This is a genomic window from Citrobacter portucalensis (assembly GCF_023374935.1).
GTDB lineage: Bacteria > Pseudomonadota > Gammaproteobacteria > Enterobacterales > Enterobacteriaceae > Citrobacter > Citrobacter portucalensis.
Genome location: NZ_CP092466.1, coordinates 2,909,458 through 2,934,044, shown reverse-complemented (window position 1 = coordinate 2,934,044; position 24,587 = coordinate 2,909,458). Strand labels below are relative to the sequence as shown.

Annotated in this window: 24 protein-coding genes; 16 read left to right on the top strand and 8 right to left on the bottom strand. The window is 51.5% G+C overall.

Translation table 11 applies throughout. The features are described 5' to 3' along the window. The first annotated feature begins 395 nt into the window (after positions 1-395). The 7 genes from astC (at position 396) to ves (ending at position 8,184) form a co-directional block, all read left to right on the top strand. Positions 396-1,616, top strand: a complete 1,221-nt coding sequence (gene astC, locus LY264_RS14270) for a succinylornithine/acetylornithine transaminase (protein WP_048214345.1) — start codon at positions 396-398, stop codon at positions 1,614-1,616. After that, complete coding sequence (astA, locus tag LY264_RS14265; protein WP_048214344.1) at positions 1,613-2,647, top strand: arginine N-succinyltransferase; 1,035 nt, start codon at positions 1,613-1,615, stop codon at positions 2,645-2,647. The genes astC and astA overlap by 4 nt, the downstream gene beginning before the upstream one ends. After that, positions 2,644-4,122: a succinylglutamate-semialdehyde dehydrogenase gene (gene astD, locus LY264_RS14260; RefSeq protein WP_048226773.1), complete on the top strand. Its 1,479-nt coding sequence runs from the start codon at positions 2,644-2,646 to the stop codon at positions 4,120-4,122. Before astA ends, astD begins: the two co-directional genes overlap by 4 nt. Further along, positions 4,119-5,462 carry an N-succinylarginine dihydrolase gene (gene astB / locus LY264_RS14255; RefSeq protein WP_048226771.1) on the top strand — a complete coding sequence of 448 codons (1,344 nt, stop codon included), beginning with the start codon at positions 4,119-4,121 and terminating at the stop codon, positions 5,460-5,462. Before astD ends, astB begins: the two co-directional genes overlap by 4 nt. Next, entirely contained in the window at positions 5,455-6,420 is a 966-nt protein-coding gene (gene astE, locus LY264_RS14250) for a succinylglutamate desuccinylase (protein ID WP_048226769.1), read from the top strand. The genes astB and astE overlap by 8 nt, the downstream gene beginning before the upstream one ends. Positions 6,421-6,769: 349 nt before the next feature. Continuing rightward, positions 6,770-7,255 carry an ATP-independent periplasmic protein-refolding chaperone Spy gene (spy, locus tag LY264_RS14245; RefSeq protein ID WP_048226767.1) on the top strand — a complete coding sequence of 162 codons (486 nt, stop codon included), beginning with the start codon at positions 6,770-6,772 and terminating at the stop codon, positions 7,253-7,255. A 353-nt stretch (positions 7,256-7,608) separates the two neighbouring features. Next, positions 7,609-8,184: an environmental stress-induced protein Ves gene (ves, locus tag LY264_RS14240; RefSeq protein ID WP_032943147.1), complete on the top strand. Its 576-nt coding sequence runs from the start codon at positions 7,609-7,611 to the stop codon at positions 8,182-8,184. Here ves and cho read toward each other — a convergent pair. Together cho and nadE are read right to left on the bottom strand one after the other, a co-directional pair. Further along, positions 8,144-9,031, bottom strand: coding sequence for an excinuclease Cho (gene cho / locus LY264_RS14235; protein ID WP_048226765.1), 888 nt, complete (start codon positions 9,029-9,031; stop codon positions 8,144-8,146). The two genes, ves and cho, sit on opposite strands and share 41 nt — an antisense overlap. Positions 9,032-9,162: 131 nt before the next feature. Beyond that, positions 9,163-9,993, bottom strand: coding sequence for an ammonia-dependent NAD(+) synthetase (gene nadE, locus LY264_RS14230; RefSeq protein ID WP_048226763.1), 831 nt, complete (start codon positions 9,991-9,993; stop codon positions 9,163-9,165). Between the two features lie 210 nt (positions 9,994-10,203). Here nadE and osmE point away from each other — a divergent pair, with 210 nt between their 5' ends. The 7 genes from osmE (at position 10,204) to chbG (ending at position 16,116) form a co-directional block, all read left to right on the top strand. After that, positions 10,204-10,545 (top strand): osmotically-inducible lipoprotein OsmE, encoded by a 342-nt coding sequence (gene osmE, locus LY264_RS14225; protein ID WP_003030621.1) that lies wholly within the window; start codon positions 10,204-10,206, stop codon positions 10,543-10,545. A 298-nt stretch (positions 10,546-10,843) separates the two neighbouring features. Further along, a complete protein-coding gene (chbB, locus tag LY264_RS14220; protein WP_003832547.1) occupies positions 10,844-11,164 on the top strand; it encodes a PTS N,N'-diacetylchitobiose transporter subunit IIB in 321 nt (106 codons plus the stop codon). 87 nt (positions 11,165-11,251) lie between these two features. Beyond that, the gene (chbC, locus tag LY264_RS14215) at positions 11,252-12,610 is read left to right on the top strand and encodes a PTS N,N'-diacetylchitobiose transporter subunit IIC (protein ID WP_003030619.1); all 1,359 of its coding nucleotides are present in this window, start codon (positions 11,252-11,254) and stop codon (positions 12,608-12,610) included. A gap of 54 nt (positions 12,611-12,664) precedes the next feature. Beyond that, positions 12,665-13,012, top strand: coding sequence for a PTS N,N'-diacetylchitobiose transporter subunit IIA (chbA, locus tag LY264_RS14210; protein ID WP_048214339.1), 348 nt, complete (start codon positions 12,665-12,667; stop codon positions 13,010-13,012). Between the two features lie 10 nt (positions 13,013-13,022). Continuing rightward, positions 13,023-13,865, top strand: a complete 843-nt coding sequence (gene chbR, locus LY264_RS14205; RefSeq protein WP_085951046.1) for a transcriptional regulator ChbR — start codon at positions 13,023-13,025, stop codon at positions 13,863-13,865. Between the two features lie 124 nt (positions 13,866-13,989). Beyond that, positions 13,990-15,345 carry a 6-phospho-beta-glucosidase gene (locus LY264_RS14200; protein ID WP_032943151.1) on the top strand — a complete coding sequence of 452 codons (1,356 nt, stop codon included), beginning with the start codon at positions 13,990-13,992 and terminating at the stop codon, positions 15,343-15,345. A gap of 12 nt (positions 15,346-15,357) precedes the next feature. Further along, on the top strand, positions 15,358-16,116 hold the full coding sequence (chbG, locus tag LY264_RS14195; RefSeq protein ID WP_048226761.1) for a chitin disaccharide deacetylase: 759 nt from the start codon (positions 15,358-15,360) through the stop codon (positions 16,114-16,116). A 37-nt stretch (positions 16,117-16,153) separates the two neighbouring features. On the opposite strand, the gene katE is transcribed toward chbG, so the two are convergent. Further along, complete coding sequence (katE, locus tag LY264_RS14190; RefSeq protein WP_048226759.1) at positions 16,154-18,412, bottom strand: catalase HPII; 2,259 nt, start codon at positions 18,410-18,412, stop codon at positions 16,154-16,156. Positions 18,413-18,625: 213 nt separating this feature from the next. Between katE and cedA the strand changes: the two genes are divergently transcribed. After that, on the top strand, positions 18,626-18,868 hold the full coding sequence (gene cedA / locus LY264_RS14185) for a cell division activator CedA (RefSeq protein WP_231587320.1): 243 nt from the start codon (positions 18,626-18,628) through the stop codon (positions 18,866-18,868). A 63-nt stretch (positions 18,869-18,931) separates the two neighbouring features. Here the strand turns inward: cedA and tcyP are convergent, their stop codons facing one another. The 4 genes from tcyP to hxpB all read right to left on the bottom strand — a co-directional run bounded on the left by tcyP (position 18,932) and on the right by hxpB (position 22,718). Continuing rightward, entirely contained in the window at positions 18,932-20,323 is a 1,392-nt protein-coding gene (gene tcyP, locus LY264_RS14180; RefSeq protein WP_048226757.1) for a cystine/sulfocysteine:cation symporter, read from the bottom strand. Between the two features lie 135 nt (positions 20,324-20,458). After that, positions 20,459-21,058: a metal-dependent hydrolase gene (locus tag LY264_RS14175; RefSeq protein ID WP_008784570.1), complete on the bottom strand. Its 600-nt coding sequence runs from the start codon at positions 21,056-21,058 to the stop codon at positions 20,459-20,461. Between the two features lie 83 nt (positions 21,059-21,141). Beyond that, complete coding sequence (gene kduD / locus LY264_RS14170; protein WP_048226754.1) at positions 21,142-21,903, bottom strand: 2-dehydro-3-deoxy-D-gluconate 5-dehydrogenase KduD; 762 nt, start codon at positions 21,901-21,903, stop codon at positions 21,142-21,144. Positions 21,904-22,049: 146 nt separating this feature from the next. Then, the gene (gene hxpB, locus LY264_RS14165; RefSeq protein WP_003832561.1) at positions 22,050-22,718 is read right to left on the bottom strand and encodes a hexitol phosphatase HxpB; all 669 of its coding nucleotides are present in this window, start codon (positions 22,716-22,718) and stop codon (positions 22,050-22,052) included. 166 nt (positions 22,719-22,884) lie between these two features. Here hxpB and LY264_RS14160 point away from each other — a divergent pair, with 166 nt between their 5' ends. After that, the gene (locus LY264_RS14160) at positions 22,885-23,421 is read left to right on the top strand and encodes a YniB family protein (protein WP_008784573.1); all 537 of its coding nucleotides are present in this window, start codon (positions 22,885-22,887) and stop codon (positions 23,419-23,421) included. A gap of 63 nt (positions 23,422-23,484) precedes the next feature. On the opposite strand, the gene LY264_RS14155 is transcribed toward LY264_RS14160, so the two are convergent. After that, on the bottom strand, positions 23,485-24,345 hold the full coding sequence (locus LY264_RS14155; RefSeq protein ID WP_003030598.1) for a fructosamine kinase family protein: 861 nt from the start codon (positions 24,343-24,345) through the stop codon (positions 23,485-23,487). Positions 24,346-24,587 lie beyond the last annotated feature (242 nt).

The following is a 24,587-nucleotide window of genomic DNA, read 5'->3' as shown; positions in this document are numbered from 1 at the left end:
TCTGCAGGCTGACTGCTTCTTGTCACCTGATTCCAACAATGATTGCTAATGGTGTTAACGATGGAGCAAAAACTGCACCGTTTTGGCGCGAAGCGCGTCGGAATGGGGCAATAATTTCCGAAAAATTTCGTATACGATCACAATTCCAGAATTATATTTGGCGACTGAATAAAACTGCGTTTTTTCCTCTGTTTAGTCGCCTGATGCGCAAACATATTCACTTTATATGCACATGCAGTGAATATCGCCACGTTGTAACCTGTTGATATTCCGTCATCGACATCCGTTTATGCACTTTTTTCGCTGGCTGGCACGAACCCTGCAATCTACATTTACACCGCAAACACTATATTTATTAACATATAAATAACCTTTTATTTACCGTTGAGGTCGCTATGTCTCTGTCAATTACGCGTGAAAATTTTGATGAATGGATGATGCCCGTATATGCTCCGGCCCCTTTTATTCCGGTGCGGGGTGAAGGTTCACGTCTGTGGGATCAGCAGGGTAAAGAGTATATCGATTTCGCGGGAGGCATTGCGGTTAACGCGCTGGGTCACGCCCACCCGGCATTGCGCGAGGCATTAAACGACCAGGCGAGCAAATTCTGGCATACGGGAAATGGCTACACCAACGAGCCGGTACTGCGTCTGGCGAAAAAGCTGATTGACGCCACCTTCGCCGAGCGCATTTTCTTCTGTAACTCCGGTGCAGAAGCCAACGAAGCGGCACTAAAACTGGCGCGTAAATATGCCCACGATCGTTTTGGCAGTCAGAAGAGCGGGATTGTAGCGTTTAAAAATGCTTTCCATGGACGCACGTTGTTTACCGTCAGCGCCGGAGGACAGCCTGCCTACTCACAGGATTTCGCGCCGCTGCCGCCGGATATCCGTCATGCCGTATACAACGATCTCGATTCTGCCAGCCAACTGATTGATGACACCACCTGTGCGGTTATCGTGGAGCCTGTGCAGGGTGAAGGCGGTGTGGTTCCGGCAACAAAAGCCTTTTTGCAGGGGCTACGTGAGTTATGCGATCGCCATAATGCGCTGCTGATTTTTGATGAAGTTCAGACCGGCGTTGGCCGTACCGGGGAACTGTATGCCTATATGCACTACGGCGTGACGCCGGATCTTCTGACGACAGCAAAAGCGCTGGGCGGTGGTTTCCCCATCGGCGCACTGCTGGCGACAGAGCGTTGCGCCAGCGTGATGACGGTTGGCACACACGGTACAACGTACGGCGGAAACCCGCTGGCTACGGCGGTGGCAGGTAAATTGCTGGAAATTGTGAATACACCGGAAGTGCTCAACGGAGTAAAACAGCGCCACGACTGGTTTGTGGAGCGTATAAACGCCATTAACGAACGTTTTGGACTGTTTAGTGAAATTCGTGGACTCGGACTGCTGATCGGCTGCGTGCTGAACGCGGAATTTGCCGGGAAAGCGAAACTCATCTCGCAAGAAGCGGCTGTTGCCGGGGTGATGGTACTGATCGCTGGCGCTAACGTGGTGCGTTTTGCGCCAGCGCTCAACGTCAGCGAAGAAGAAGTCGCTACCGGACTGGATCGCTTTGCGCTGGCCTGCGAACGCATTAAAGCAGGAGGTTCATCATGATGGTGATTCGTCCCATTGAACGCGCGGATATCACCGCGTTGATGCAGCTTGCCAGTAAGACCGGCGGCGGATTGACCTCGCTACCGGCGAATGAAGCTACGCTGATGGCGCGTATCGAACGTTCACTCCAAACCTGGCGCGGTGAGTTGCCAAAAAGTGAGCAGGGATATGTGTTTGTGCTGGAAGACAGCGCCAGCGGAACCGTGGCGGGAATTTGCGCCATCGAGGTGGCGGTGGGGCTTAACGACCCCTGGTACAACTACCGGGTCGGTACTCTGGTGCACGCGTCGAAAGAGCTGAACGTGTACAACGCGCTGCCGACACTGTTTCTGAGTAACGATCACACGGGTAGCAGCGAGCTTTGCACTCTGTTTCTCGATCCGGACTGGCGAAAAGAAGGCAACGGCTATTTGCTGTCAAAATCGCGCTTTATGTTTATGGCGGCCTTTCGTGATCGATTCAATGAGAAGGTCGTGGCCGAGATGCGCGGCGTGATCGATGAGCATGGCTACTCTCCGTTCTGGCAAAGCCTCGGCAAACGATTTTTCTCGATGGAGTTTAGCCGGGCGGATTTTCTCTGCGGAACAGGACAGAAAGCCTTTATTGCTGAACTGATGCCCAAGCATCCTATTTATACCCATTTTCTGTCTGATGAAGCGCAAGGCGTGATTGGTCAGGTGCATCCGCAAACGGCCCCGGCGCGGGCGGTGCTGGAGAAAGAAGGATTTCGCTACCGCAACTATGTCGATATTTTCGACGGCGGGCCAACGCTGGAATGCGATATCGACCGGGTTCGGGCTATTCGTAAAAGCAGGCTGGTGGAAGTGGCGGAAGGTCAGCCAGCAACCGGCGATTATCCGGCCTGTCTGGTTGCCAATGAAAACTATCAAAATTTCCGCGTCATGCTGGTTCGCGCAGACCCGGATACCCAACGTCTGGTACTGACGGCGGCGCAACTGGATGCCCTGAAATGCCACGCGGGCGACCATGTACGTTTTGTACGTCTTTGTGCAGAGGAGAAAACAGCATGACATTATGGATAAACGGCGACTGGGTGACCGGGCAGGGTGAGCGTCGGGTGAAAACCAATCCGGTAAGCGGTGATGCGCTGTGGCAGGGCAATGATGCCGATGCAACTCAGGTAGCACAGGCGTGTCGGGCCGCGCGCGCTGCCTTTACCGGTTGGGCTAAACAGCCCTTTAGCGCCCGTCAGACTATTGTTGAAAAGTTTGCTTCATTGCTGGAAAGCAATAAAGCCGAGCTGACCCAGATTATCGCCCGGGAAACCGGCAAACCTCATTGGGAAGCCGCGACTGAACTGACGGCGATGATCAATAAAATTGCCATCTCCGTGAAAGCTTATCATGCCCGTACCGGAGAGCAGCACAGCGAGTTACCGGATGGCGCGGCAACGTTGCGCCATCGCCCGCACGGCGTACTGGCGGTATTTGGCCCGTATAACTTCCCCGGCCATTTACCCAATGGTCATATTGTTCCGGCACTGCTGGCAGGCAATACGTTGATTTTCAAACCCAGCGAGCTGACGCCGTGGACCGGCGAAGCCGTGACAAAGCTGTGGGAGCTGGCGGGATTGCCGCCGGGCGTGCTGAACCTGGTGCAGGGCGGACGCGAAACGGGGCAGGCGCTGAGCGCGCAGGAAGATCTTGATGGTCTGCTGTTTACCGGCAGTGCGAATACCGGTTATCAGCTGCATAAGCAGTTATCCGGCCAGCCGGAAAAAATCCTTGCCCTGGAGATGGGGGGCAACAACCCGCTGATTATTGAAAATCCGGAGGATATTGATGCCGCGGTGCATCTGACTATTCAATCCGCATTTGTCACCGCCGGACAGCGCTGTACCTGTGCCCGCCGCCTGCTCGTAAAAAAAGGCGCGCAGGGTGATGCGTTCCTGACGCGTCTGGTGGAGGTTAGTCAGCGTTTAATGCCCGGTAACTGGGATGCACAACCGCAGCCATTTATGGGAGGACTGATTTCCGAACAGGCCGCGCAACACGTCTATGATGCCTGGCAGCGTCTGGCGTCGTTGGGCGGCCGTACGTTGTTAGCGCCACGTCTGGTAAATGCCGGAACGTCACTGCTGACCCCTGGAATCATCGAACTGACCGGGGCGGGGAACGTACCTGATGAAGAGGTTTTCGGTCCGCTGCTCGGCGTCTGGCGTTATGACAGCTTTGATGATGCGATTCGTCTGGCGAACAACACCCGCTTTGGATTGTCGTGTGGGTTAGTTTCGCCCGATCGCGGCCAGTTTGAACAGCTACTGTTGGAGGCGCGGGCAGGGATCGTCAACTGGAATAAGCCGTTAACCGGCGCTGCCAGTACCGCACCGTTTGGCGGTGTAGGCGCTTCCGGGAACCATCGCGCCAGCGCGTGGTATGCCGCAGATTATTGCGCCTGGCCGATGGCAAGTCTGGAATCCCCGGCCTTAACGCTGCCATCGGCGCTTAGCCCCGGACTGGATTTTTCTCGCGAGGATAAGCTATGAAAGCCCGTGAGGTAAATTTTGATGGTCTGGTGGGGCTAACTCACCACTATGCTGGATTGTCATTTGGTAATGAGGCCTCAACCAAACATCGATTTCAGGTGTCGAACCCGCGTCTGGCGGCAAAGCAAGGTCTGCTAAAGATGAAAGCGCTGGCGGATGCGGGATTTCCTCAGGCGGTGATCCCGCCCCACGAGCGGCCTTATATTCCGGTTCTGCGTCAGTTGGGTTTTAGCGGCAGTGACGAACAGGTGCTGGATAAAGTGGCGCGTCAGGCGCCTCACTGGCTCTCCAGTGCCAGCTCCGCATCGCCTATGTGGGTAGCGAATGCGGCAACGGTGTGCCCTTCGGCAGACTCGCTGGACGGGAAAGTGCATCTGACGGTGGCGAATCTGAATAATAAGTTCCACCGTTCACTGGAAGCGCCTACTACCGAAGCATTGTTACGGGCGATTTTCCGTGATGAGAATAGCTTTGCAGTCCACAGTGCGTTACCCCAGGTTGCGCTTTTTGGCGATGAAGGGGCGGCAAACCATAACCGCCTCGGTGGAGATTACGGTGATCCCGGCGTACAGCTGTTTGTTTACGGTCGTGAAGAAGGCAATGCATCCCAACCGAAGCGCTATCCGGCAAGGCAATCCCGTGAGGCCAGCGAGGCGGTCGCGCGACTGAATCAGGTCAACCCGCATCAGCGCATTTTTGCTCAGCAAAACCCGGACGTTATCGATCTTGGCGTGTTCCATAACGATGTGATTGCGGTGTCGAATCGCCAGGTGCTGTTTTGTCATCAGCAGGCGTTTGTCAGACAGCAAGCATTGTTAGAGCAGTTGCGCAGCCAGGTGGCAGGTTTTACCCCGCTGGAAGTCCCGACAGCGGAAGTGTCGGTGCAGGATGCCGTGACCACTTATCTGTTTAACAGCCAGTTGTTGAGTTGTAGTGACGGTTCGATGATGCTGGTCCTGCCGCAGGAGTGTCGGGAGCATGCTGGCGTGTGGCGGTATTTGAACCGGCTTCTCGAGGAAGACAATCCGATCGATGACCTGCGGGTATTCGATCTGCGTGAAAGTATGTCCAACGGCGGTGGTCCGGCATGCTTGCGCCTGAGAGTGGTGCTCACTCAGCAGGAACAGCAGGCGGTGAATCCGGCGGTTATCATGAACGACACGCTGTTTAACACGTTGAATAACTGGGTTGACCGTTACTATCGCGATCGTCTTACCGCTGCCGACCTTGCCGACCCACAGCTGTTGCGCGAGGGGCGTGAAGCGCTGGATACGCTGACGCAATTGCTCAAACTCGGCTCAGTGTATCCTTTCCAGCAGGAGGGGATGCACCATGGATAACTTTCTGGCTATTACGCTCGCAGGCGCCACTCCAGAGAAAACGCAAGGAACCACTCATGGTTTTGACTGGCAGTGGATCGGTCACGGAATTCTGGAACTGACGCCGCTTGCACCCGTTGAACATGCTCTGGTGCTGTCTGCGGGGATCCATGGCAATGAAACAGCGCCGGTAGAGATACTCGATTCATTGCTTTCCAGGCTGTTTAGCGGCGAGCTGACACTGACATGGCGGCTGCTGGTGATTCTGGGAAACCCGCAGGCGCTGGCTGCGGGAAAACGGTATTGTCATAGCGACCTGAATCGTATGTTTGGCGGTCGGTGGCAGATTTTTACCGCAAGTGAAGAAACGCACCGAGCCCATGAGCTTGAGCTGTGTCTGGAAGATTTTTATTCGCGGGCGAAAGAGCCAACACGCTGGCATCTGGATCTGCACACCGCGATCCGCGGTTCACAGCATCTGCGCTTTGGCGTATTGCCACAACGCAACGTTGCCTGGGACGAGGATTTTCTTGAATGGCTGGGAGATGCGGGACTGGAAGCGCTGGTTTTCCATCAGACGCCTGGCGGCACGTTCACCCATTTTAGTGGTGAATATTTTGGTGCGTTGGCCTGTACGTTGGAACTGGGTAAAGCGCTGCCGTTCGGGCAAAACGATCTCACCCAGTTTGCGCAAACGGCAGACGCACTGGAGAAACTGCTGCGGGGTGAGCGGGTGCCGACGAGAGAAATATCCCCGCTGCGTTATCGCGTGGTGTCGCAAATCACGCGTCGTAGCGACGATTTCATTCTCCACATGGATAACCAGACGCTAAATTTTACCCCCTTTAAAGAAGGCACCTTGCTGGCGCAGGACGGAGATGAACGTTTTATCGTCACCCATGATGTTGAATACGTTCTCTTTCCCAACCCTAACGTGGCCTGTGGTTTACGTGCCGGATTGATGCTCGAAAAGTTGTGATAAATATATTCGCCCTGCAGGTTTATCCTTTAGGGCTTATTTTTGCGTGCTGTTTTTATTTATTACGGATTATTCCTGGTGAATTGCTTTCTTAATAATCAGGGTTCAGGTATAGTTCTCCATAATCCTTTCAAAATCATCCTGTTGTAATTTTTTATTGCAACTCTGCGCAATTTATTCTTTTTTTCTTCATAATTGATGAAAGTTTGTTTTTTACACTTTCACTGTTTTACCGTTGCTCTGATTAATTGACGCTTAAGCCGGTAAAGTTAATCTCGTCAACACGACATCACATTGCATAAGAGTCGCATGAGTGTCGTAAAAATAACTGAAAGAAAGGATAGAAATTATGCGTAAACTGACTGCTCTGGTTGTTGCCTCTACTCTGGCGCTGGGTGCTGCGAACCTGGCTCATGCTGCTGACACTACAACAGCTGCACCAGCGGATGCCAAACCGATGATGCACCACAACGGCAAGTTCGCCCCGCATCACGACATGATGTTCAAAGACCTGAACCTGACCGACGCGCAGAAACAGCAGATTCGCGAAATCATGAAAGGCCAGCGCGATCAGATGAAACGTCCGCCGCTGGAAGAACGCCGTGCAATGCACGATATCATCGCCAGCGATAGCTTCGATAAAGCGAAAGCCGAAGCGCAGATTGCGAAGATGGAAGAACAGCGCAAAGCCAACATGCTGGCGCATATGGAAACTCAGAACAAAATTTACAACATTCTTACCCCGGAACAGAAAAAGCAGTTTAATGCCAATTTTGAGAAGCGTCTGACAGAACGTGCAGCGCAGAAAGGTAAAATGCCAGAAGCTGCCGAGTAATCGATCAGCGTCTACACTAAATCATTCACACTGTGTCGCGCAGAGTGCCGCACAGTGTGAAACCAAACTCAAGACCGCCGCTCTTGTCCACAACACGTATAACGATGTGGGCAGGATCGGCGGTTTTTTCATTTCTGCCTATTGCACCGGACGCACGACACGCTATTCTCCTGAAGCCCGCGAAAATTCTACCTGGATCAGCGCGTTATTCTTTTTTGCAAAATGCCGGGTTCATCGCTAAGGCAAATCAACTCTGCTGCCGATAACAATAATCTGCAGGGTGAACATAATAATGATGATTTATGGCTGTCTGTTTACGGCAGGCTGCCATGCTGCTCCTTTCTGGAGGGATGATGGAATACTTTGATATCCGCAAAATGCCGGTTAATCTCTGGCGGAATGGTGCGGGAGAAACGCGTGAGATTTGCTGTTTTCCGCCAGCAACACGAGATTTTCACTGGCGGGCGAGTATCGCCTCCATTGCAGCAAACGGTGAATTTTCACTTTTCCCGGGTGTAGAGCGCGTGATTACGCTGCTGGAGGGAGGGGAAGTCACTCTGGAAGAAGCGAACATCTTTACGCATACCCTGAAACAGCATCAACCTTTTACCTTTGCCGGTGACAAGGTGGTAAAAGCAAAGCTGACGGAAGGGCAGATGTCGATGGATTTTAATATCATGACCCGACGAGATGTTTGCCAGGCAAAAGTCAGAGTGGCCGATCGCACCTTTACGACCTTTGGTTCACGCGGCGGCGTGGTGTTTGTTATCAGTGGTGCATGGCAACTGGGCGATAAACTGCTAACGGCCGACCAGGGTGCGAGCTGGCATGACGGCAAACACACATTACGACTGCTGGAACGCGAGGGAAAATTGCTGTTCAGCGAGATTAACTGGATGCCGGGGCATTCTCCGGATGCAGTTCAATAATGTCATATTGACCAGACAGAACAGGCCGGCAGAGAATTTTGTAGCCATCATGGTCAAAGCCTGCTGGCATACGCGCCAGGGTAGTCGCTTCATCCAGCGTTGAAACGGCTCCCAGCCACAGCCAGTTGTTGATGATATGGTACTGTGTCATTTCGGCACCGGTTTCTTGCAAGGCAATGGCATTGCTCCATGGCCAGCAAATCACTTTCACTCTTTCCAGCGCCTCTAGCAGGCGCGAGTGATGCGCTTCATGACTCTCTTTCCCGCAGCACGCCCCGGCGCAGCGTTTAAGCGCGGAGCGAAAACAGGCACGCCCGCGACTCAGGGGTTCCAGCCCCAACAGGCCGTAGCACAGCTGCTGTTCATCCGCGAGGTTTTGCAACGCTTGTAGCGCTGCGCGACGATGGGCAAACAGGCCAAACAGATTGGGTGCATGGGAGAAATCAATATCTCGTGCGTAGACAACCTGAACAGTTCGGTCGGTAAGCTGCAAGGCGCAAAGCTGACGATTGCGCCGCAGTCGTTTATTAAACAACGGCTGTTGTTCTTTGATCAACCGCGCTTCCAGCAGCAGGGCACCAATTTCTCCCGCCGTACAAATCCAGCTAATGCGTTTGGCCTGACGCAGCATTGCCGCTTCGTCCGCGGTACGCAGGTGTGCCAGCACGCGGCTGCGAATATTGACGCTTTTACCAATGTAGAGAGGCATAGTGTCGCTTTCACTGTGAAACAGATAGACGCCTGGTGCGGTGGGAAGCGCACTCAAAAATGGACGCAGGTGTTCTGGATATTCATAGATTGCCGCTGCCTCAAATGTCAGGCGTGGGGCTGATTGACGCCGTACCACTTCTCACTCCGGACGCTGGTTATTCATCCAGTGTAGCAGTTTGAAACCGATTAAAAAAGCGGCATCAGACCAGGGGGAGGGGCCGGACAGCGGTGATCCCAGTGCTATCCGGCGATATGTGATTAAAAAAATTACGCTTTTTTCCAGAAGTCATCAAACACCGTGATCGGTGTGCGACGTTTGTGCTCGGTCTTCAGATACCAGCCTTCAATTTTTTTCGCGATGTCGGCAGCCAGCGTTTTTCCTTCCAGATAATCGTCGATGTTGTCATAGGTGACGCCTAATGCGGCTTCATCCGGCAGAGAAGGGCGATCGTCTTCGAGGTCGGCGGTTGGCGCTTTCTTATATAAATGTTCCGGGCAACCCAGCGCGGCAAGCAGCTGCTTACCCTGACGCTTGTTCAGGCGGAAAATAGGGTTAATGTCAGTACCGCCATCGCCGTATTTGGTGAAAAATCCGGTGATGGCTTCTGCTGCATGATCGGTACCCACGACAACACCGCTGGTCATTCCGGCGATACTGTACTGGGCCTTCATACGTTCACGGGCTTTTTCATTGCCACGGACAAAATCGCTCAGTTCAATACCCGCTTCACGCAGGGCCTGTTCACTGGCCAGTACCGCACCCTTAATATTTACTGTGAGCACGCGGTCCGGTTGGATAAAGGCGATGGCATCCTGACAGTCCTGTTCATCAGCCTGAACGCCATACGGCAGACGTACGGCAATAAACTGCAGCGCGTCACTCCCCGTTTCTTCGCGAAGCTCGGAAATAGCCATCTGGCAAAGTTTTCCCGCGAGCGTTGAGTCCTGTCCGCCGCTTATCCCTAATACCAGTGATTTCAGAAAAGGGTAGGTTTGCAGGTAGGATTTCAAGAAATCCACGCTGCGGCGAATTTCCTCTTCTGCATTAATTTGCGGTTTTGCGCCAAGCGCCTGGATTATCTCTTGCTGCAGAGTCATTTAACCCCCTCCGAAAAATGAAATGATCAAAAAAATGATGTGTTAAAGCTAACGCGTTGGGACCCAAACGACAAGGGATGCAGGCCTGATCTAACATCATTTTGTTTTAATAGAATTTTCCGAAACGACCTAAGTATCATCTGATTGCTTGAAAAATGTGTTGTTGTGCTCCAGGCTTATATAACACGCTGAAATACAAGAGGACGGAATATGAACAAGAACCTAACAGGAATTCTAAGCGCAGCGGCTGTTTTGACTATGCTGGCAGGGTGTACGGCCTACGATCGCACCAAAGACCAATTTGTTCAGCCCGTGGTGAAAGATGTGAAGAAAGGGATGAGCAGGGCGCAGGTGGCGCAGATTGCCGGTAAACCTTCTTCTGAAGTCAGCATGATTCATGCGCGAGGGACATGCCAGACCTACATCTTGGGTCAACGAGATGGTAAAGCTGAAACCTATTTTGTTGCTTTAGACGACACCGGACATGTGATTAACTCCGGTTACCAGACCTGCGCAGAGTACGACACTGACCCGCAGGCGGCGAAGAAGTAACAACTGCTTATTGCCTGAGCATTCAGAAGAACCGGCCTTCGCGCCGGTTTTTTTGTGCCGAACGATCTTATTTATTGCCGCGAATTATTTGCCTGAAATGTGAGGGGGGTCATAACGACAGGTCAAGGAGAGACAATTTAGTTGGTCAAGGAAATACCATCCGCCGGTGCAATCCCGTATACTCATTTCAGCCACCTAAAAAAGTAATTTAGCTGACGCAAGTTACCCAGAGCATGGATGCAGGTTATGGCTTGCGGAGTGTCTGGTTGACAGATAATCGCACATGAGGATCGTTTTAATGGAAAAGAAACACATTTATCTGTTTTGTTCTGCGGGCATGTCGACTTCATTGTTGGTTTCGAAGATGCGTGCTCAGGCCGAAAAATACGAAGTACCGGTTATTATTGAAGCATTTCCTGAAACGCTGGCCGGAGAAAAAGGTCCTGTCGCCGATGTCGTGTTATTAGGTCCACAAATTGCTTATATGTTGCCCGAAATTCAGCGTTTGTTACCCAACAAGCCTGTGGAAGTGATTGACTCGCTGCTGTATGGCAAAGTCGATGGTTTAGGCGTGCTTAAGGCTGCTGTTGCAGCAATTAAAAAAGCCGCAGCAAATTAATTATTTTATTTTAATTTTTCCCGTCAAAGAGTTATTTCATTAACATTCACCGCAATTATTAATTGCGGTATTTAAGGGTATTTTTCTATGAGTAACGCTATTGCTTCACTTGAAAAGGTACTCCTTCCTTTTGCTGTAAAAATTGGAAAGCAGCCACACGTTAATGCAATCAAGAACGGTTTTATTCGTTTAATGCCGTTAACCCTCGCAGGGGCCATGTTTGTATTAATCAATAACGTTTTCCTGAGCTTTGGGGAGGGGTCGTTTTTTTATTCAATGGGCATTCGACTTGATGCTTCAACTATTGAAACTTTGAATAGCTTGAAAGGCATTGGTGGAAATGTCTATAACGGAACGCTGGGTATCATGTCATTGATGGCACCGTTCTTTATCGGCATGGCGCTGGCAGAAGAACGTAAAGTCGACTCACTGGCTGCCGGGCTGTTATCCGTCGCCGCGTTTATGACCGTAACACCTTATAGTGTGGGTGAAGCCTATGCCGTTGGCGCGAACTGGCTCGGCGGTGCCAATATTATTTCCGGTATTATTATCGGCCTTGCGGTCGCGGAAATGTTCACCTTTGTGGTTCGTCGCAATTGGGTCATTAAATTACCTGATAGCGTACCGACATCCGTTTCGCGCTCTTTCTCTGCGCTGATTCCTGGCTTCCTTATCCTCTCCATTATGGGGATCATCGCCTGGGCATTGAACACCTGGGGTACGAACTTCCACCAGATCATTATGGATTCCATTTCAACGCCGCTGGCATCGCTGGGCAGCGTGGTGGGCTGGGCCTACGTGATTTTTGTTCCGCTGCTGTGGTTCTTCGGTATTCACGGTTCACTGGCGCTGACTGCGCTGGACAGCGGTATCATGACGCCATGGGCGCTGGAAAACATCTCTATCTACCAACAGTTTGGTTCCGTAGATGCCGCGCTGGAAGCCGGTAAGACGTTCCACGTCTGGGCGAAACCGATGCTCGACTCCTATATTTTCCTTGGGGGTAGTGGGGCAACGCTGGGTCTGATTATCGCTATCTTCCTGGCATCGCGTCGTCCTGACTATCGTCAGGTTGCTAAACTGGCACTGCCGTCAGGTCTGTTCCAGATTAACGAACCTATCCTGTTCGGTCTGCCGATCATCATGAACCCGGTGATGTTTATCCCGTTCATTCTGGTGCAACCGATTCTGGCGGCGATTACGCTGGCAGCTTACTACTCAGGCATTATTCCACCGATTACCAACATTGCACCGTGGACTATGCCAACCGGTTTGGGCGCGTTCTTTAACACAAACGGTAGCGTCGCTGCTCTGCTGGTCGCGCTGTTCAACCTCGGTATCGCAACGCTGGTTTACCTGCCGTTCGTGGTGGTAGCCAACAAAGCGCAGAACGTTATTGACCAAGAAGAAAGCGAAGAAGATATCGCTAACGCATTAAAATTCTAAATTTAATCCGGCATGGCTTTACGGTCATGCCGGACTGAACCAGAGGAAAAAAGTATGTTGGATATCGAGAATATCGTCGATACGCAGTCAGAAGCAGAAGAACTTGAAGAAGTGGTGATGGGCCTCATCATCAACTCCGGTCAGGCGCGTAGCCTGGCGTACGGGGCACTCAAAATGGCCAAGCAAGGTGATTTTGAGTCGGCCAGGGCCATGATGGACCAGTCTCGTCTGGCGCTGAACGAAGCGCACCTCGTGCAAACGAAATTGATTGAAGGCGATCAGGGCGAAGGTAAAATGAAAGTTAGCCTGGTGCTGGTCCACGCGCAGGACCATCTGATGACATCAATGCTGGCGCGTGAGCTGGTGACTGAACTGATTGAGCTTCACGAAAAGCTGAAATAGCGAGGAGTGCATAATGCAGCTACAGATTAACGCACCGGAAATCAAAACCGTTTATGAACAGCAGCTGTTTAATGGCAAAAATTTCCATGTGTTCATCTATAACAAAACTGAGAGCATCAGCGGGCTGCATCAGCATGACTACTATGAGTTTACCCTGGTTTTAACCGGGCGCTATTATCAGGAAATCAACGGTAAACGCGTACTGCTCGAGCGTGGAGACTTTGTCTTTATCCCGTTGGGATCGCACCACCAGAGTTTTTATGATTTTGGTGCGACAAGGATCCTTAACGTCGGCATCAGTAAACGTTTTTTTGAACAGCACTATCACCCGCTGCTGCCATTTTGTTTCGTTGCATCGCAGGTCTATCGGGCGAATAACTCGTTTCTTACCTACATTGAAACGGTTATTGCATCACTGAACTTTCGTGAGAGCGGGCTGGATGAATTTGTAGAAGTGGTCACCTTCTATATTATAAATCGGTTACGCCATCATCGCGAAGAGCAGGTGCTGGATGATATTCCTCAGTGGCTCAAAACCACCGTCGAGACCATGCACGACAAACGGCAGTTTAGCGAGAATGCGCTGGAAAATATGGTACACCTGTCCGCGAAATCCCAGGAGTATCTGACCCGCGCTACCCAGCGTTATTACAGCAAAACGCCGATGCAGATTATTAATGAAATCCGCATTAACTTTGCTAAAAAACAGCTGGAAATGACGAACTATTCTGTAACGGATATTGCTTACGAGTCTGGCTACAGTAGTCCAAGCCTGTTTATTAAAACGTTTAAAAAGCTGACGTCGTTTACACCGAATAGCTACCGTAAGAAATTAACTGAATTTAATCAGTAGATATTATTTGCCAATAACCCATTTTTTATAGCTTGCCCAAAATAGCGTCGGGACAGCCACGCTATACCTGACAAACGGGTTGAGCATAATACACGTCAGTGTTTTGACACTGAAGGGAGAAAGTATGAGCCAGAAATTAAAAGTCGTCACTATCGGTGGCGGGAGCAGCTACACCCCTGAATTACTTGAAGGCTTTATTAAGCGCTATCATGAATTACCGGTTTCTGAGTTGTGGCTGGTTGATGTCGACGGTGGAAAAGAGAAGCTGGACATTATTTTTGACCTATGCCAACGCATGATCGACAAAGCCGGCGTACCGATGAAGTTGTTTAAAACGCTGGACCGCCGTGAAGCACTGAAAGATGCTGATTTCGTTACCACCCAACTGCGCGTAGGGCAACTGAAAGCCCGTGAAAAGGATGAACGCATTCCGCTGAGCCACGGTTATCTGGGACAGGAAACCAACGGTGCGGGTGGGCTGTTCAAAGGTCTGCGTACCATTCCGGTTATCTTTGATATTATTAAAGATGTGGAAGAACTGTGCCCGAATGCCTGGGTGATTAACTTTACTAACCCGGCAGGGATGGTGACTGAAGCGGTCTATCGCCACACGAATTTTAAGAAATTCATCGGCGTGTGTAATATTCCTGTCGGCATGAAAATGTTCATTAGCGATGTGCTGGCGCTGAAAGAGAGCGATGATTTATCCATCGATCTGTTCGGTCTGAACCACATGGTCTTTATTAAAGACGTGCTGGTGAACGGTACATCGCGCTTTGATGAACTGCTGGACGGCGTGGCTTCTGGACAACTGAAAGCTTCCACCGTGAAGAACATTTTCGACCTGCCGTTCAGCGAAGGGTTGATTCGTTCGCTGAAGCTGCTGCCGTGCTCGTATTTGCTGTACTACTTTAAGCCAAAAGAGATGCTGGCGATTGAAATGGGTGAATACTATAAAGGCGGGGCACGCGCTCAGGTGGTACAGAAAGTTGAGAAACAACTTTTTGATCTCTATAAAAATCCTGAGCTGAACGTTAAGCCGAAAGAGCTGGAGCAGCGCGGTGGCGCGTATTACTCCGATGCGGCCTGTGAAGTGATCAACGCCATCTACAACGACAAACAGACCGAGCACTATGTCAACATTCCACATCATGGACATGTTGATAACATTCCTGCGGACTGGGCGGTTGAGATGACCTGCACGCTGGGACGTAACGGTGCTACGCCGCACCCACGTATTACCCATTTTGATGAGAAAGTACTTGGCCTTATCTACACCATTAAAGGCTTTGAGGTTGCGGCGAGCAATGCGGCATTGAGCGGCGAGCTGAATGATGTGCTGCTGGCGTTAAACCTGAGTCCGCTGGTGCATTCTGACAGCGATGCCGAAATTCTGGCGCGTGAGTTAATTCTGGCACATGAAAAATGGCTGCCAAACTTTGCCGGGTGCATTGAGAAACTCAAAAGCGAACAACACTAACTGAGGTCGGCTATGGAACGCGTACTGATTGTGAATGCGGATGATTTTGGCCTGAGTAAAGGACAAAACTACGGCATTGTTGAAGCCTGTCGCAATGGCGTTGTCACCTCGACAACGGCATTGGTTAACGGTGCGGCGATTGACCATGCGGTACAGCTGAGTCGCGACATACCTGCACTTGCCGTCGGGATGCATTTTGTTCTGACGCTGGGTAGGCCGTTGACGGCAATGCCGGGCCTTACCCGTGACGGATTACTGGGGAAATGGTTCTGGCAGATGGCAGAGGAGGACACTTTGCCGCTGGATGAAATTTCTCAGGAACTGGCCGCGCAGTATCAGCGTTTTATTGACCTGTTCGGGCGGGAGCCGACGCATCTGGATAGCCATCACCATGTGCATATGTTCCCGCAAATTTTCCCTATCGTAGCCGGGTTTGCTGCCGAGAAGGGGATTGCATTGCGTATCGATCGTCAGACCGTGTTTCAGGCGTCTGATTTTCCGGAAACGTTACGTACCTCCCAGGGATTCAGCAGCGAGTTTTACGGCGAAGCGATTTCCGAGGCTCTGTTTTTACAGACGCTGGATGCGTCAGCCGACCGGGGAGAGTCTTCGCTGGAAGTGATGTGTCATCCGGCCTTTATCGATGACATTATTCGTCAAAGTGCCTACTGTTACCCCCGCTTAACTGAGCTCGACGTGCTGACGTCTTCGTCACTGAAATATGCAATTGCGGAGCGCGGTTATCGTCTTGGCAGTTTTCTGAACGTGTAATTCCTGAGTTTGCGGCGCAATCGTGCGCCGCATTTTTTTAGGCGGGAATCGTTTCTATTTTTCCGGCACGTGACCAGACGCGGTGCGCGGTCATCAGCGTCAGCAGGGTATCCATAAACTGTGCGTCTGCACTGTCCGCTTCTACCACGCCTTCTTCTCCTTCATTTTTGATATTCAACGTTGCTTTAAACTGACGAGCATCGCCGGCCAGGGCGATAGGTTTTAAGTGCTTATACGCTTCGAGTAAATAATATCGGGCATCACCGTTCTTAATGATGTCCGCGAGATTACCGCATGGAACGATAACCGCATCGACCGTCAGGGATGGCGAACCCGCAAAAGTACCGGCGATCGTCAGAGCAGATCCATCATCGGCAACTACCTTACCCATTCGGGAATAGAGCAATTTGGCATGAACGCCTTTGGCCTGTAGGGCTTGCATGATGGCGAGCAGGTCGCTCGATTTCACCTGGTCATTAAGTAGGATGGCGACCACGCGGCCCTTAATCTCACCTTGCGCACCTGCATATAAACTGAGTGACGGTGCATTTTTCAAACCGTTGACGTTGGGCGGTGGCGCAATGCTGGCCTGTTCCTTGGTTAGCTTAAAACCGAGATTATCGGCAACCGCCTCGGCGAGGGCAGTATCAATATGAGCTAACTGTTCGACCACTCTTTCCCGAATATAGGGGCGCGTAACCTTACTGAGTTCGAAACTGAATCCGCCGATAATATGCTGCTGTTCAATTGGCGTCTGACTTAGCCAGAACAGGCGAGGGTGCGCATAGTATTCGCCAAAAGAGGGGCTACGTTCGCGGATTTTGTTTCCTTCAATCCGTTCCTGATACGACTCAAATCCACCGCGTTTTGGCCCCGGCGGCGTTTCACGCGGCCAGTTATCATTGATGGAATTCGGTTCATAGTTGGCTGGATTGGTATCGATGTCCATACGATGCATGCCGTCACGCTGGAAATTATGGTACGGACAGGTCGGGCGATTAATCGGGATTTCATGGAAATTGGGCCCGCCCAGGCGACTGATTTGGGTATCGGTATAGGAGAACAAGCGACCCTGCAGCAGGGGATCGTTAGTAAAATCGATGCCAGGGACTATATGTCCGGGATGAAAAGCGACTTGTTCATTTTCGGCGAAGAAATTATCAGGATTGCGGTTCAGCACCATTTTACCGACGCGTTGCACCGGAACCAGCTCTTCCGGGATCAGCTTGGTCGGGTCGAGCAGGTCAAAATCGAACTTAAATTCATCTTCTTCGGGAATCAGCTGTAGTCCCAGTTCATATTCCGGATAATCGCCCGCTTCGATAGCTTCCCACAGATCGCGGCGATGAAAGTCGGGATCCCGACCGGTAAGTTTTTGCGCTTCATCCCATACCAGCGAGGCTTTGCCTGCCAGCGGTTTCCAGTGGAAACGGACAAAGGTGGCTTTCCCTTGTGCATTAATCAACCGAAATGTGTGAATACCGAAGCCTTCCATCGTGCGATAGCTGCGCGGAATACCCCGATCGGACATTGCCCATATGACGTTGTGCAACGTTTCAGGCTGTAATGAGACATAATCCCAGAAGGTGTCATGGGCGCTTTGGCCCTGCGGGATAGCCCAATGCGGCTCCGGTTTAACCGCATGGACGAAATCCGGGAATTTATGGGCATCCTGAATAAAGAAGATGGGAGTATTGTTTCCCACCAGGTCGAAAATGCCCTCTTCAGTGTAAAACTTGGTCGCAAATCCCCGTATATCTCTGACCGTATCCGCAGAGCCTGCGCCGCCCTGAACGGTAGAGAATCGGACAAAAACCGGGGTGATTTTATTTTCATCACTTAGAAAGTCCGCTTTCGTCGTCGCACTCAGGTTGACATAGGACTGAAAGTAACCATGAGCGGCAGAACCTCGGGCATGTACAATCCGCTCCGGGATGCGTTCATGATCAAAATGGGTAATCTTTTCCCGCAGGATAAAGTCTTCCAGCAGGGTTGGCCCGCGATTACCTGCACGCAGAGAGTTTTGATCGTCTGCGATTCGCACACCCTGATTAGTTGTCAGAGCAAAATCTTCGCTTCCTTTACGAAAACTGTCCAGTGCATTGAGTTTGTCACTTTTGATATCCGGCGCTTTTAAACTGCCGGACGTAGTGGGCTGCATACCTGGCGGCGTGGGTTCAGGTGTTGACCGATGTGAACCGTCTGTGGGTGCCAGTGAATCAAGTCCTGGCTGGGATTCGCTGGCATCATGAACCGGCGCTGAGTGATGGAGTGGATGCTTATCATTCTGTGACATTAAACTCGTCTCCTGGTTTCATTGCTGAAAGGGTCGTTGCTGCTGTCAAAAGCTTTAACTATAGACCACTCACTCAGCGGCGCAGGTACAGGCCGATGACGTAAAGCGCGATGAACCAGGCAAACAGCGCACGCAAGGCAGGACGCAAGGCGGCAAAATCGGCTAAGATAGCGGTTTTCTGATTTTTAGAATTTGTCTTTAGTGAAGCAACTGATTATGAAACCTCTTCGCCAACAAAATCGTCCGGTTATCAGCTATGTTCCTCGCGTGGAGCCCGCGCCACCAGAGCATGCGGTTAAAATGGATGCGTTTCGTGACGTATGGATACTACGCGGAAAATATGTCGCTTTTGTCTTAATGGGGGAGGCGTTTCAACGTTCGCCTGCATTTACGGTCCCGGAATCAGCACAGCGCTGGGCTAATCAGGTTCGCCAGGAAAATGAACTAAGGGATTAATGGATATAAAAAAACCGCCGGAGCATGATAGTCCGGCGGTTTTTTGTTTTTTAGCTGACAGACTTAGCGATGCGCCAGTTCGGCGTTATCGTCGCTGTCCAGAATCGTTTTATCAGTCTGCTTGAGCCATTGGCTGGTCAGCGTACCGGCAGTCATGGAACCGCTTACGTTCAGCGCGGTACGACCCATATCGATCAGCGGCTCAACGGAGATCAGCAGCGCAACCAGCGTGACTGGCAGACCCATAGCGGGCAGGACGATCAGCGCGGCAAATGTTGCACCGCCACCGACACCCGCAACCCCTGCGGAGCTCACGGTCACGATACCAACCAGCGTGGCAATCCACATTGGGTCCAGTGGGTTGATACCGACGGTCGGTGCAACCATTACTGCCAGCATTGCCGGGTACAGGCCCGCACAACCGTTCTGACCAATCGTGGCACCAAACGAGGCGGCAAATGAGGCGATGGATTCAGGCACGCCCAGACGACGGGTCTGCGCTTCAACGTTCAGCGGAATTGAGGCTGCGCTGGAGCGGCTGGTGAAGGCGAACGTCAGCACTGGCCATACCTTGCGGAAGTATTTTAACGGGCTAACGCCGTTCACACCCAGCAGGATCCCGTGTACAACGAACATAATGCCCAGACCGAGATAAGAGGCCACGACGAAGCTACCCAGCTTGATGATGTCCTGCAGGTTGGAACCTGCAACCACTTTGGTCATCAGCGCCAGAACACCGTACGGCGTCAACTGCATCACCAGACGAACCAGTTTCATCACCCAGCTTTGCAGGGTATCGATAGCGACCAGAACGCGCTCGCCTTTTGGTGCATCATCTTTCAGCAGTTTCAGTGCGGCTACACCGAGGAATGCGGCGAAGATAACCACGCTGATAATCGACGTCGGGTTCGCGCCAGTCAGATCGGCAAACGGGTTTTTCGGAATAAACGACAGCACCAGTTGCGGAACGCTGAGGTCAGCCACTTTGCCAACATAGTTGGTTTCAATCGCGTTCAGACGGGCGGTTTCAGCACCACCTTGCACCAGACCTTCGGCGGTCAGGCCGAACAGGTTGGTCACCAGAACCCCTACCAGCGCGGCAATCAGCGTGGTAAACAGCAGAGTTCCGATGGTCAGGAAGCTGATTTTACCTAACTGAGAAGCGTTGTGCAGACGCGCAACGGCACTGAGTATAGAGGCAAAGACCAGCGGCATAACAATCATTTGCAGCAACTGGACATAACCGTTGCCGACAATGTTGAACCACTGTACTGAATCTTTAAGAACCTGGCTGTCGGAGCCATAAATGGTGTGCAGCGCGAGGCCGAACACCACACCTATGACCAGACCGACCAGTACTTTTTTTGCCAGACTCCACTGTTTGTGACGGGCTTGCGCCAGCACGAACAGCAGCACTACGAACACGATAATGTTCGCGATTAATGGAAAGTTCATCCCCGTTCTCCTGATCTTATTATGCGTATCACCGTTTAAAGGTGATTCTGTTGGCGCAAGATTAGCAGAACTGTGACTTGCCTCTTATATTCAAATGGAATTGTTTATACCGAAAATGACTTTTTGGCTGATTTATTAGTCAATCTGATGCGTTATGAAACGATTGAACTGCATTTGTAGCGTATTAATCATCTGCGAAGACCAGCGTACCGCGCTGTTCTCTTGTACGGTCTGCGGCATCCAGATTGCCCACGCGAACAGTGCCATGCATAGAAACCGCTCCAGTTGATTGCCTTTTTGCGGCACGAGGATGGGCAGACGAAAACGCCAGCGGCAGGGCCAAAGCAGGGGGACGCCTGCTGGAGTCAGCATGTCAGCCAGAATGTGACTAAGATAGCCGAGTACCATACCTTGTAAGGCATCGGCCGGTATTATCCAGGTATCAGGAACTTTCAGGTAAAACGTGGCCAGCAGGGCAAAGACTGCCAGCAGGCTATGCGTAAACCCGCGATGGCCAAATGCGCGGGCAATGGGTTTTGATATCCACTTAAGACGCTGGCCGAGCAGGGATTTGGGATGATCGATATCCGGTAGCAGACATGTCAAAATGGCTGAAGGGACAATATGCCACCAGTCACCCTGCGCAAGAACGGGCGTTAGCTCGGCATTTTTGGCAAATACCGCACAGGCAATAGAAAAAAGAAGGTGGCCTTCCGCCGTCATGATAAAACCCAATAAACTGTCGATTCATACAGTATAGGGGTTTTATACAGTAGGCGGAAGAGGTGACGTTGTAACCCTTTGTCACAAGTGCGCCTTTACCGCGCCAGCCAACCACCGTCCACGGCCAGCGTATAGCCATGAATATAGTCAGAGGCGGGACTTGCGAGGAACACGACCGGACCTTTTAGATCATCCGGCGTGCCCCAGCGCCCTGCGGGAATACGATCGATAATCTCCTTATTGCGCTCGCTGTCTGCGCGCAGTTGCTGGGTGTTGTTGGTCGCCATATAGCCGGGCGCGATAGCATTGACATTAATTCCTTTGGCCGCCCATTCATTGGCGAGCAGGCGAGTGATGCCCAGAACGCCGCTTTTTGATGCGGTATAGGAAGGTACACGGATACCCCCCTGAAAAGAGAGCATCGAGGCAATGTTAATGATTTTTCCACCATTGCCCTGCGCCACAAACTGGCGCGCCACGGCCTGCGACAGAAAGAAAACGGATTTGAGATTCAGATTCATCACGTCATCCCAATCTTTTTCACTGAAGTCCAGCGCATCCTGACGGCGTATAGTTCCTGCATTGTTGACCAGAATATCGACCCGGCCAAACGCCGACACCGTTTGTGTCACGATGCTGGTGAGAGCATCTTGTTGACTGAGGTCGGCCTGAATGGCCATAAAGCGTCGACCGAGGGCGTTAATTTTCTCTGCGGTTTCATGCGGTATTTTACGATTCACGCCGACTACATCGCAGCCCGCTTCAGCCAGCGCCACTGCCATACCCTGCCCGAGGCCGGTGTCACATCCAGTGACGATGGCGACTTTACCCTCGAGACGAAAAGCTTCATGAATCATGTTTACCTCAACTATTTATGTCATTAACGCTTGCGCTATAGGGCAAGGATAGGAGAGGTTAAACAGAAATACAATTAAAAATGAAACGGTGTTTTAAAAGTGAAAGTCTGAAAAGACGGGCAATACGATCATTGCCCGTTACAGGATTAGCCGCGCAGATGAGCGGCTGTGAGTTCGGTGAGCGAGGTTAGTTTGACGTCGGCAAGAACGAAGCGAGGATCGTCCTGATTCTCATGTGCTGGTACGACGATGGAACGCATACGGGCAGCTTTCGAGGCAATCATGCCGTTCACTGAGTCTTCCAGTGCTACGCAGTTTAACGGGTCAATGCCCAGTTTCGCCGCACAATCGAGGTAAACTTGTGGGTGCGGTTTGCTGTAAGGCAGTTTTTCTGCAGAAGCCAGCGCGTCGAAGTCATCGCGCAGATCAAACATGGTCAGCACTTTTTCCAGCATATGTAGCGGCGAGGCGGATGCCAGTCCTACTTTGATTCCCTGAGATTTGCACAGTGCCACAGCTTCACGAACGCCTGGCAGCAGCGGTTTTGTCTCTTCAACCAACGCAATGGCCCGGGTAATGATGCGCTCGGTGACTTCCTGACGTGAGGGGCCGTTCCAGGGTTGCTGCGCAAACCACAAATCAACCACCATGTCGATGCGTAAGCCAAGGGTATCGGGAAGTTCATGGCGGCGGGAGATATCAACGCCTAAACTTGCTATCACATCCAGTTCAGCCTGATCCCAAAGTGGTTCAGAATCGACCAGTAACCCATCCATATCGAAAATTGCAGCAAGAATTTGACGCGGGGTTGACATTACAACCTCTCCTTTACGGTGATAAAAGGGATTAGAGCCAGCCTGGACGGACTCTGAGCGTTCATTATGGCTAATTCAGAAGTATACCGCCTTTAAAGATCAGGCGAAAACGGTAATCAACGGGTAAACTTAGGCCAAAATGACACGTCTTAATCAAGGGGAACTCATGACGTATCAACAAGCTGGACGCATTGCCATCTTGAAAAGGCTGGTGGGATGGGTGGTTTTCATTCCCGCGCTGATTTCAACGCTGGTTTCAGTACTGAAGTTTATGTACGCGCACAGCGAAAAGCAGGAAGGGATTAACGCGGTCATGCTCGATTTTGCCCATGTGATGATCGATATGATGCGGGTGAACACACCTTTTCTTAACGTGTTCTGGTATAACTCGCCAACGCCCGATTTTCAAAGTGGACTGAATCTCGTTTTTTGGCTGATATTCATCCTGATTTTTATCGGCCTGGCGTTGCAGGACTCAGGCGCCAGAATGAGCCGCCAGGCGCGTTTCTTACGTGAAGGCGTTGAGGATCAGCTAATTCTGGAACAAGCAAAGGGCAGTGAAGGATTATCCCGCGAGCAACTTGAGTCGCGAATTGTGGTACCGCACCATACGATCTTCTTACAAATTTTCCCGCTTTATATTCTGCCGGTGATCGTTATCGTGATCGGCTACTTCTTCTTCTCACTGCTGGGCTTTTTGTAAGTGCCACTCTATCGGGCCTGCACGTTGCGAAACGGCAGGCCTGATAAGCAACACGGTACGTCGTTAAGCCGCCAGTAATCTATCCAGCGCTTTCTGCGCCACAACCAAATGCTGTCCCCCGAACAGAATTGCCCGATTCAGCAGCGTATAGAGCTGGTAGATTGGCTGCCTGTCGAGAAAGTCCAGCGGCAGTGGCGAGACAGACTGGTAACCGTCATAAATTTGCGGCGGCTGATCGGTATGTAACGGCAGCATTGCCAGGTCACACTCTCTGTCCCCCCAGTAGCAGGCAGGGTCAAAGATGTACGGACCGTTAGGACCGAGGGCGCAGTTCCCGGACCACAAATCACCGTGCAGGAGAGACGGCTGCGGCTGATGAGAAGAGAGACGTTGCTGGACATGTTCGACGATGGCGTCAATATTGCCAAACGCAATGCCTTTTTCAGCGGCGAGTTCCAGCTGCCAGCCTATACGCTGCTCAGCGAAAAAGGTTGACCAGCGACGTTGCCAGGTATTTGGCTGCGGCGTGGTAGAGAGCGCGTTATCGAAGTCGAGACCAAACTGAGGCTGGTCGCTCCATTCGTGCAAATGCGCAAGCTGTTGACCGAGGATAAACGCGTTATGCGCATCAAGCGGACGGGGAGGGAGGAAATCCATCACCAGAAAGCTGTAATCTCTGTCTGCGCCTACTGCCCAGACTTTCGGTACAGATACAGTTTGACTGCGGGAAAGTAGCTCCAGCTGATCGGCTTCTGCCGTAAAGCCGGTTAACAGCTCTCTTTCATCGCATTTGACGAAAAAATCTCGCCCCGCATAGCGTAAATGCCATGCGGCGTGGATCTCTCCGCCGGGCAGTTCATTACGCAGTTCGATTTCGCCTTCACCTAATTGCTCGCTTAAAAGACGACTGATAGCCTGCCACATGATGTCTCTCCCCATGTTGTCTGCCAGATCATAAGGTTAGCGCAAGAATGCGGTTAAAAAACACGAACTGACGCACACCACGGACGCGTCATCGCTGGAAAGGCACTTAATGTTTGTCGCTCTTCTTCACCTCGCACCGTTGTGGAGACACCTGACTGCACATGATTCACTTCTTTGTAATCACGTGATTTTTTATCATAGTCGCATAACACCCATGCTGACAGTTTTACGCGAGAATCCCC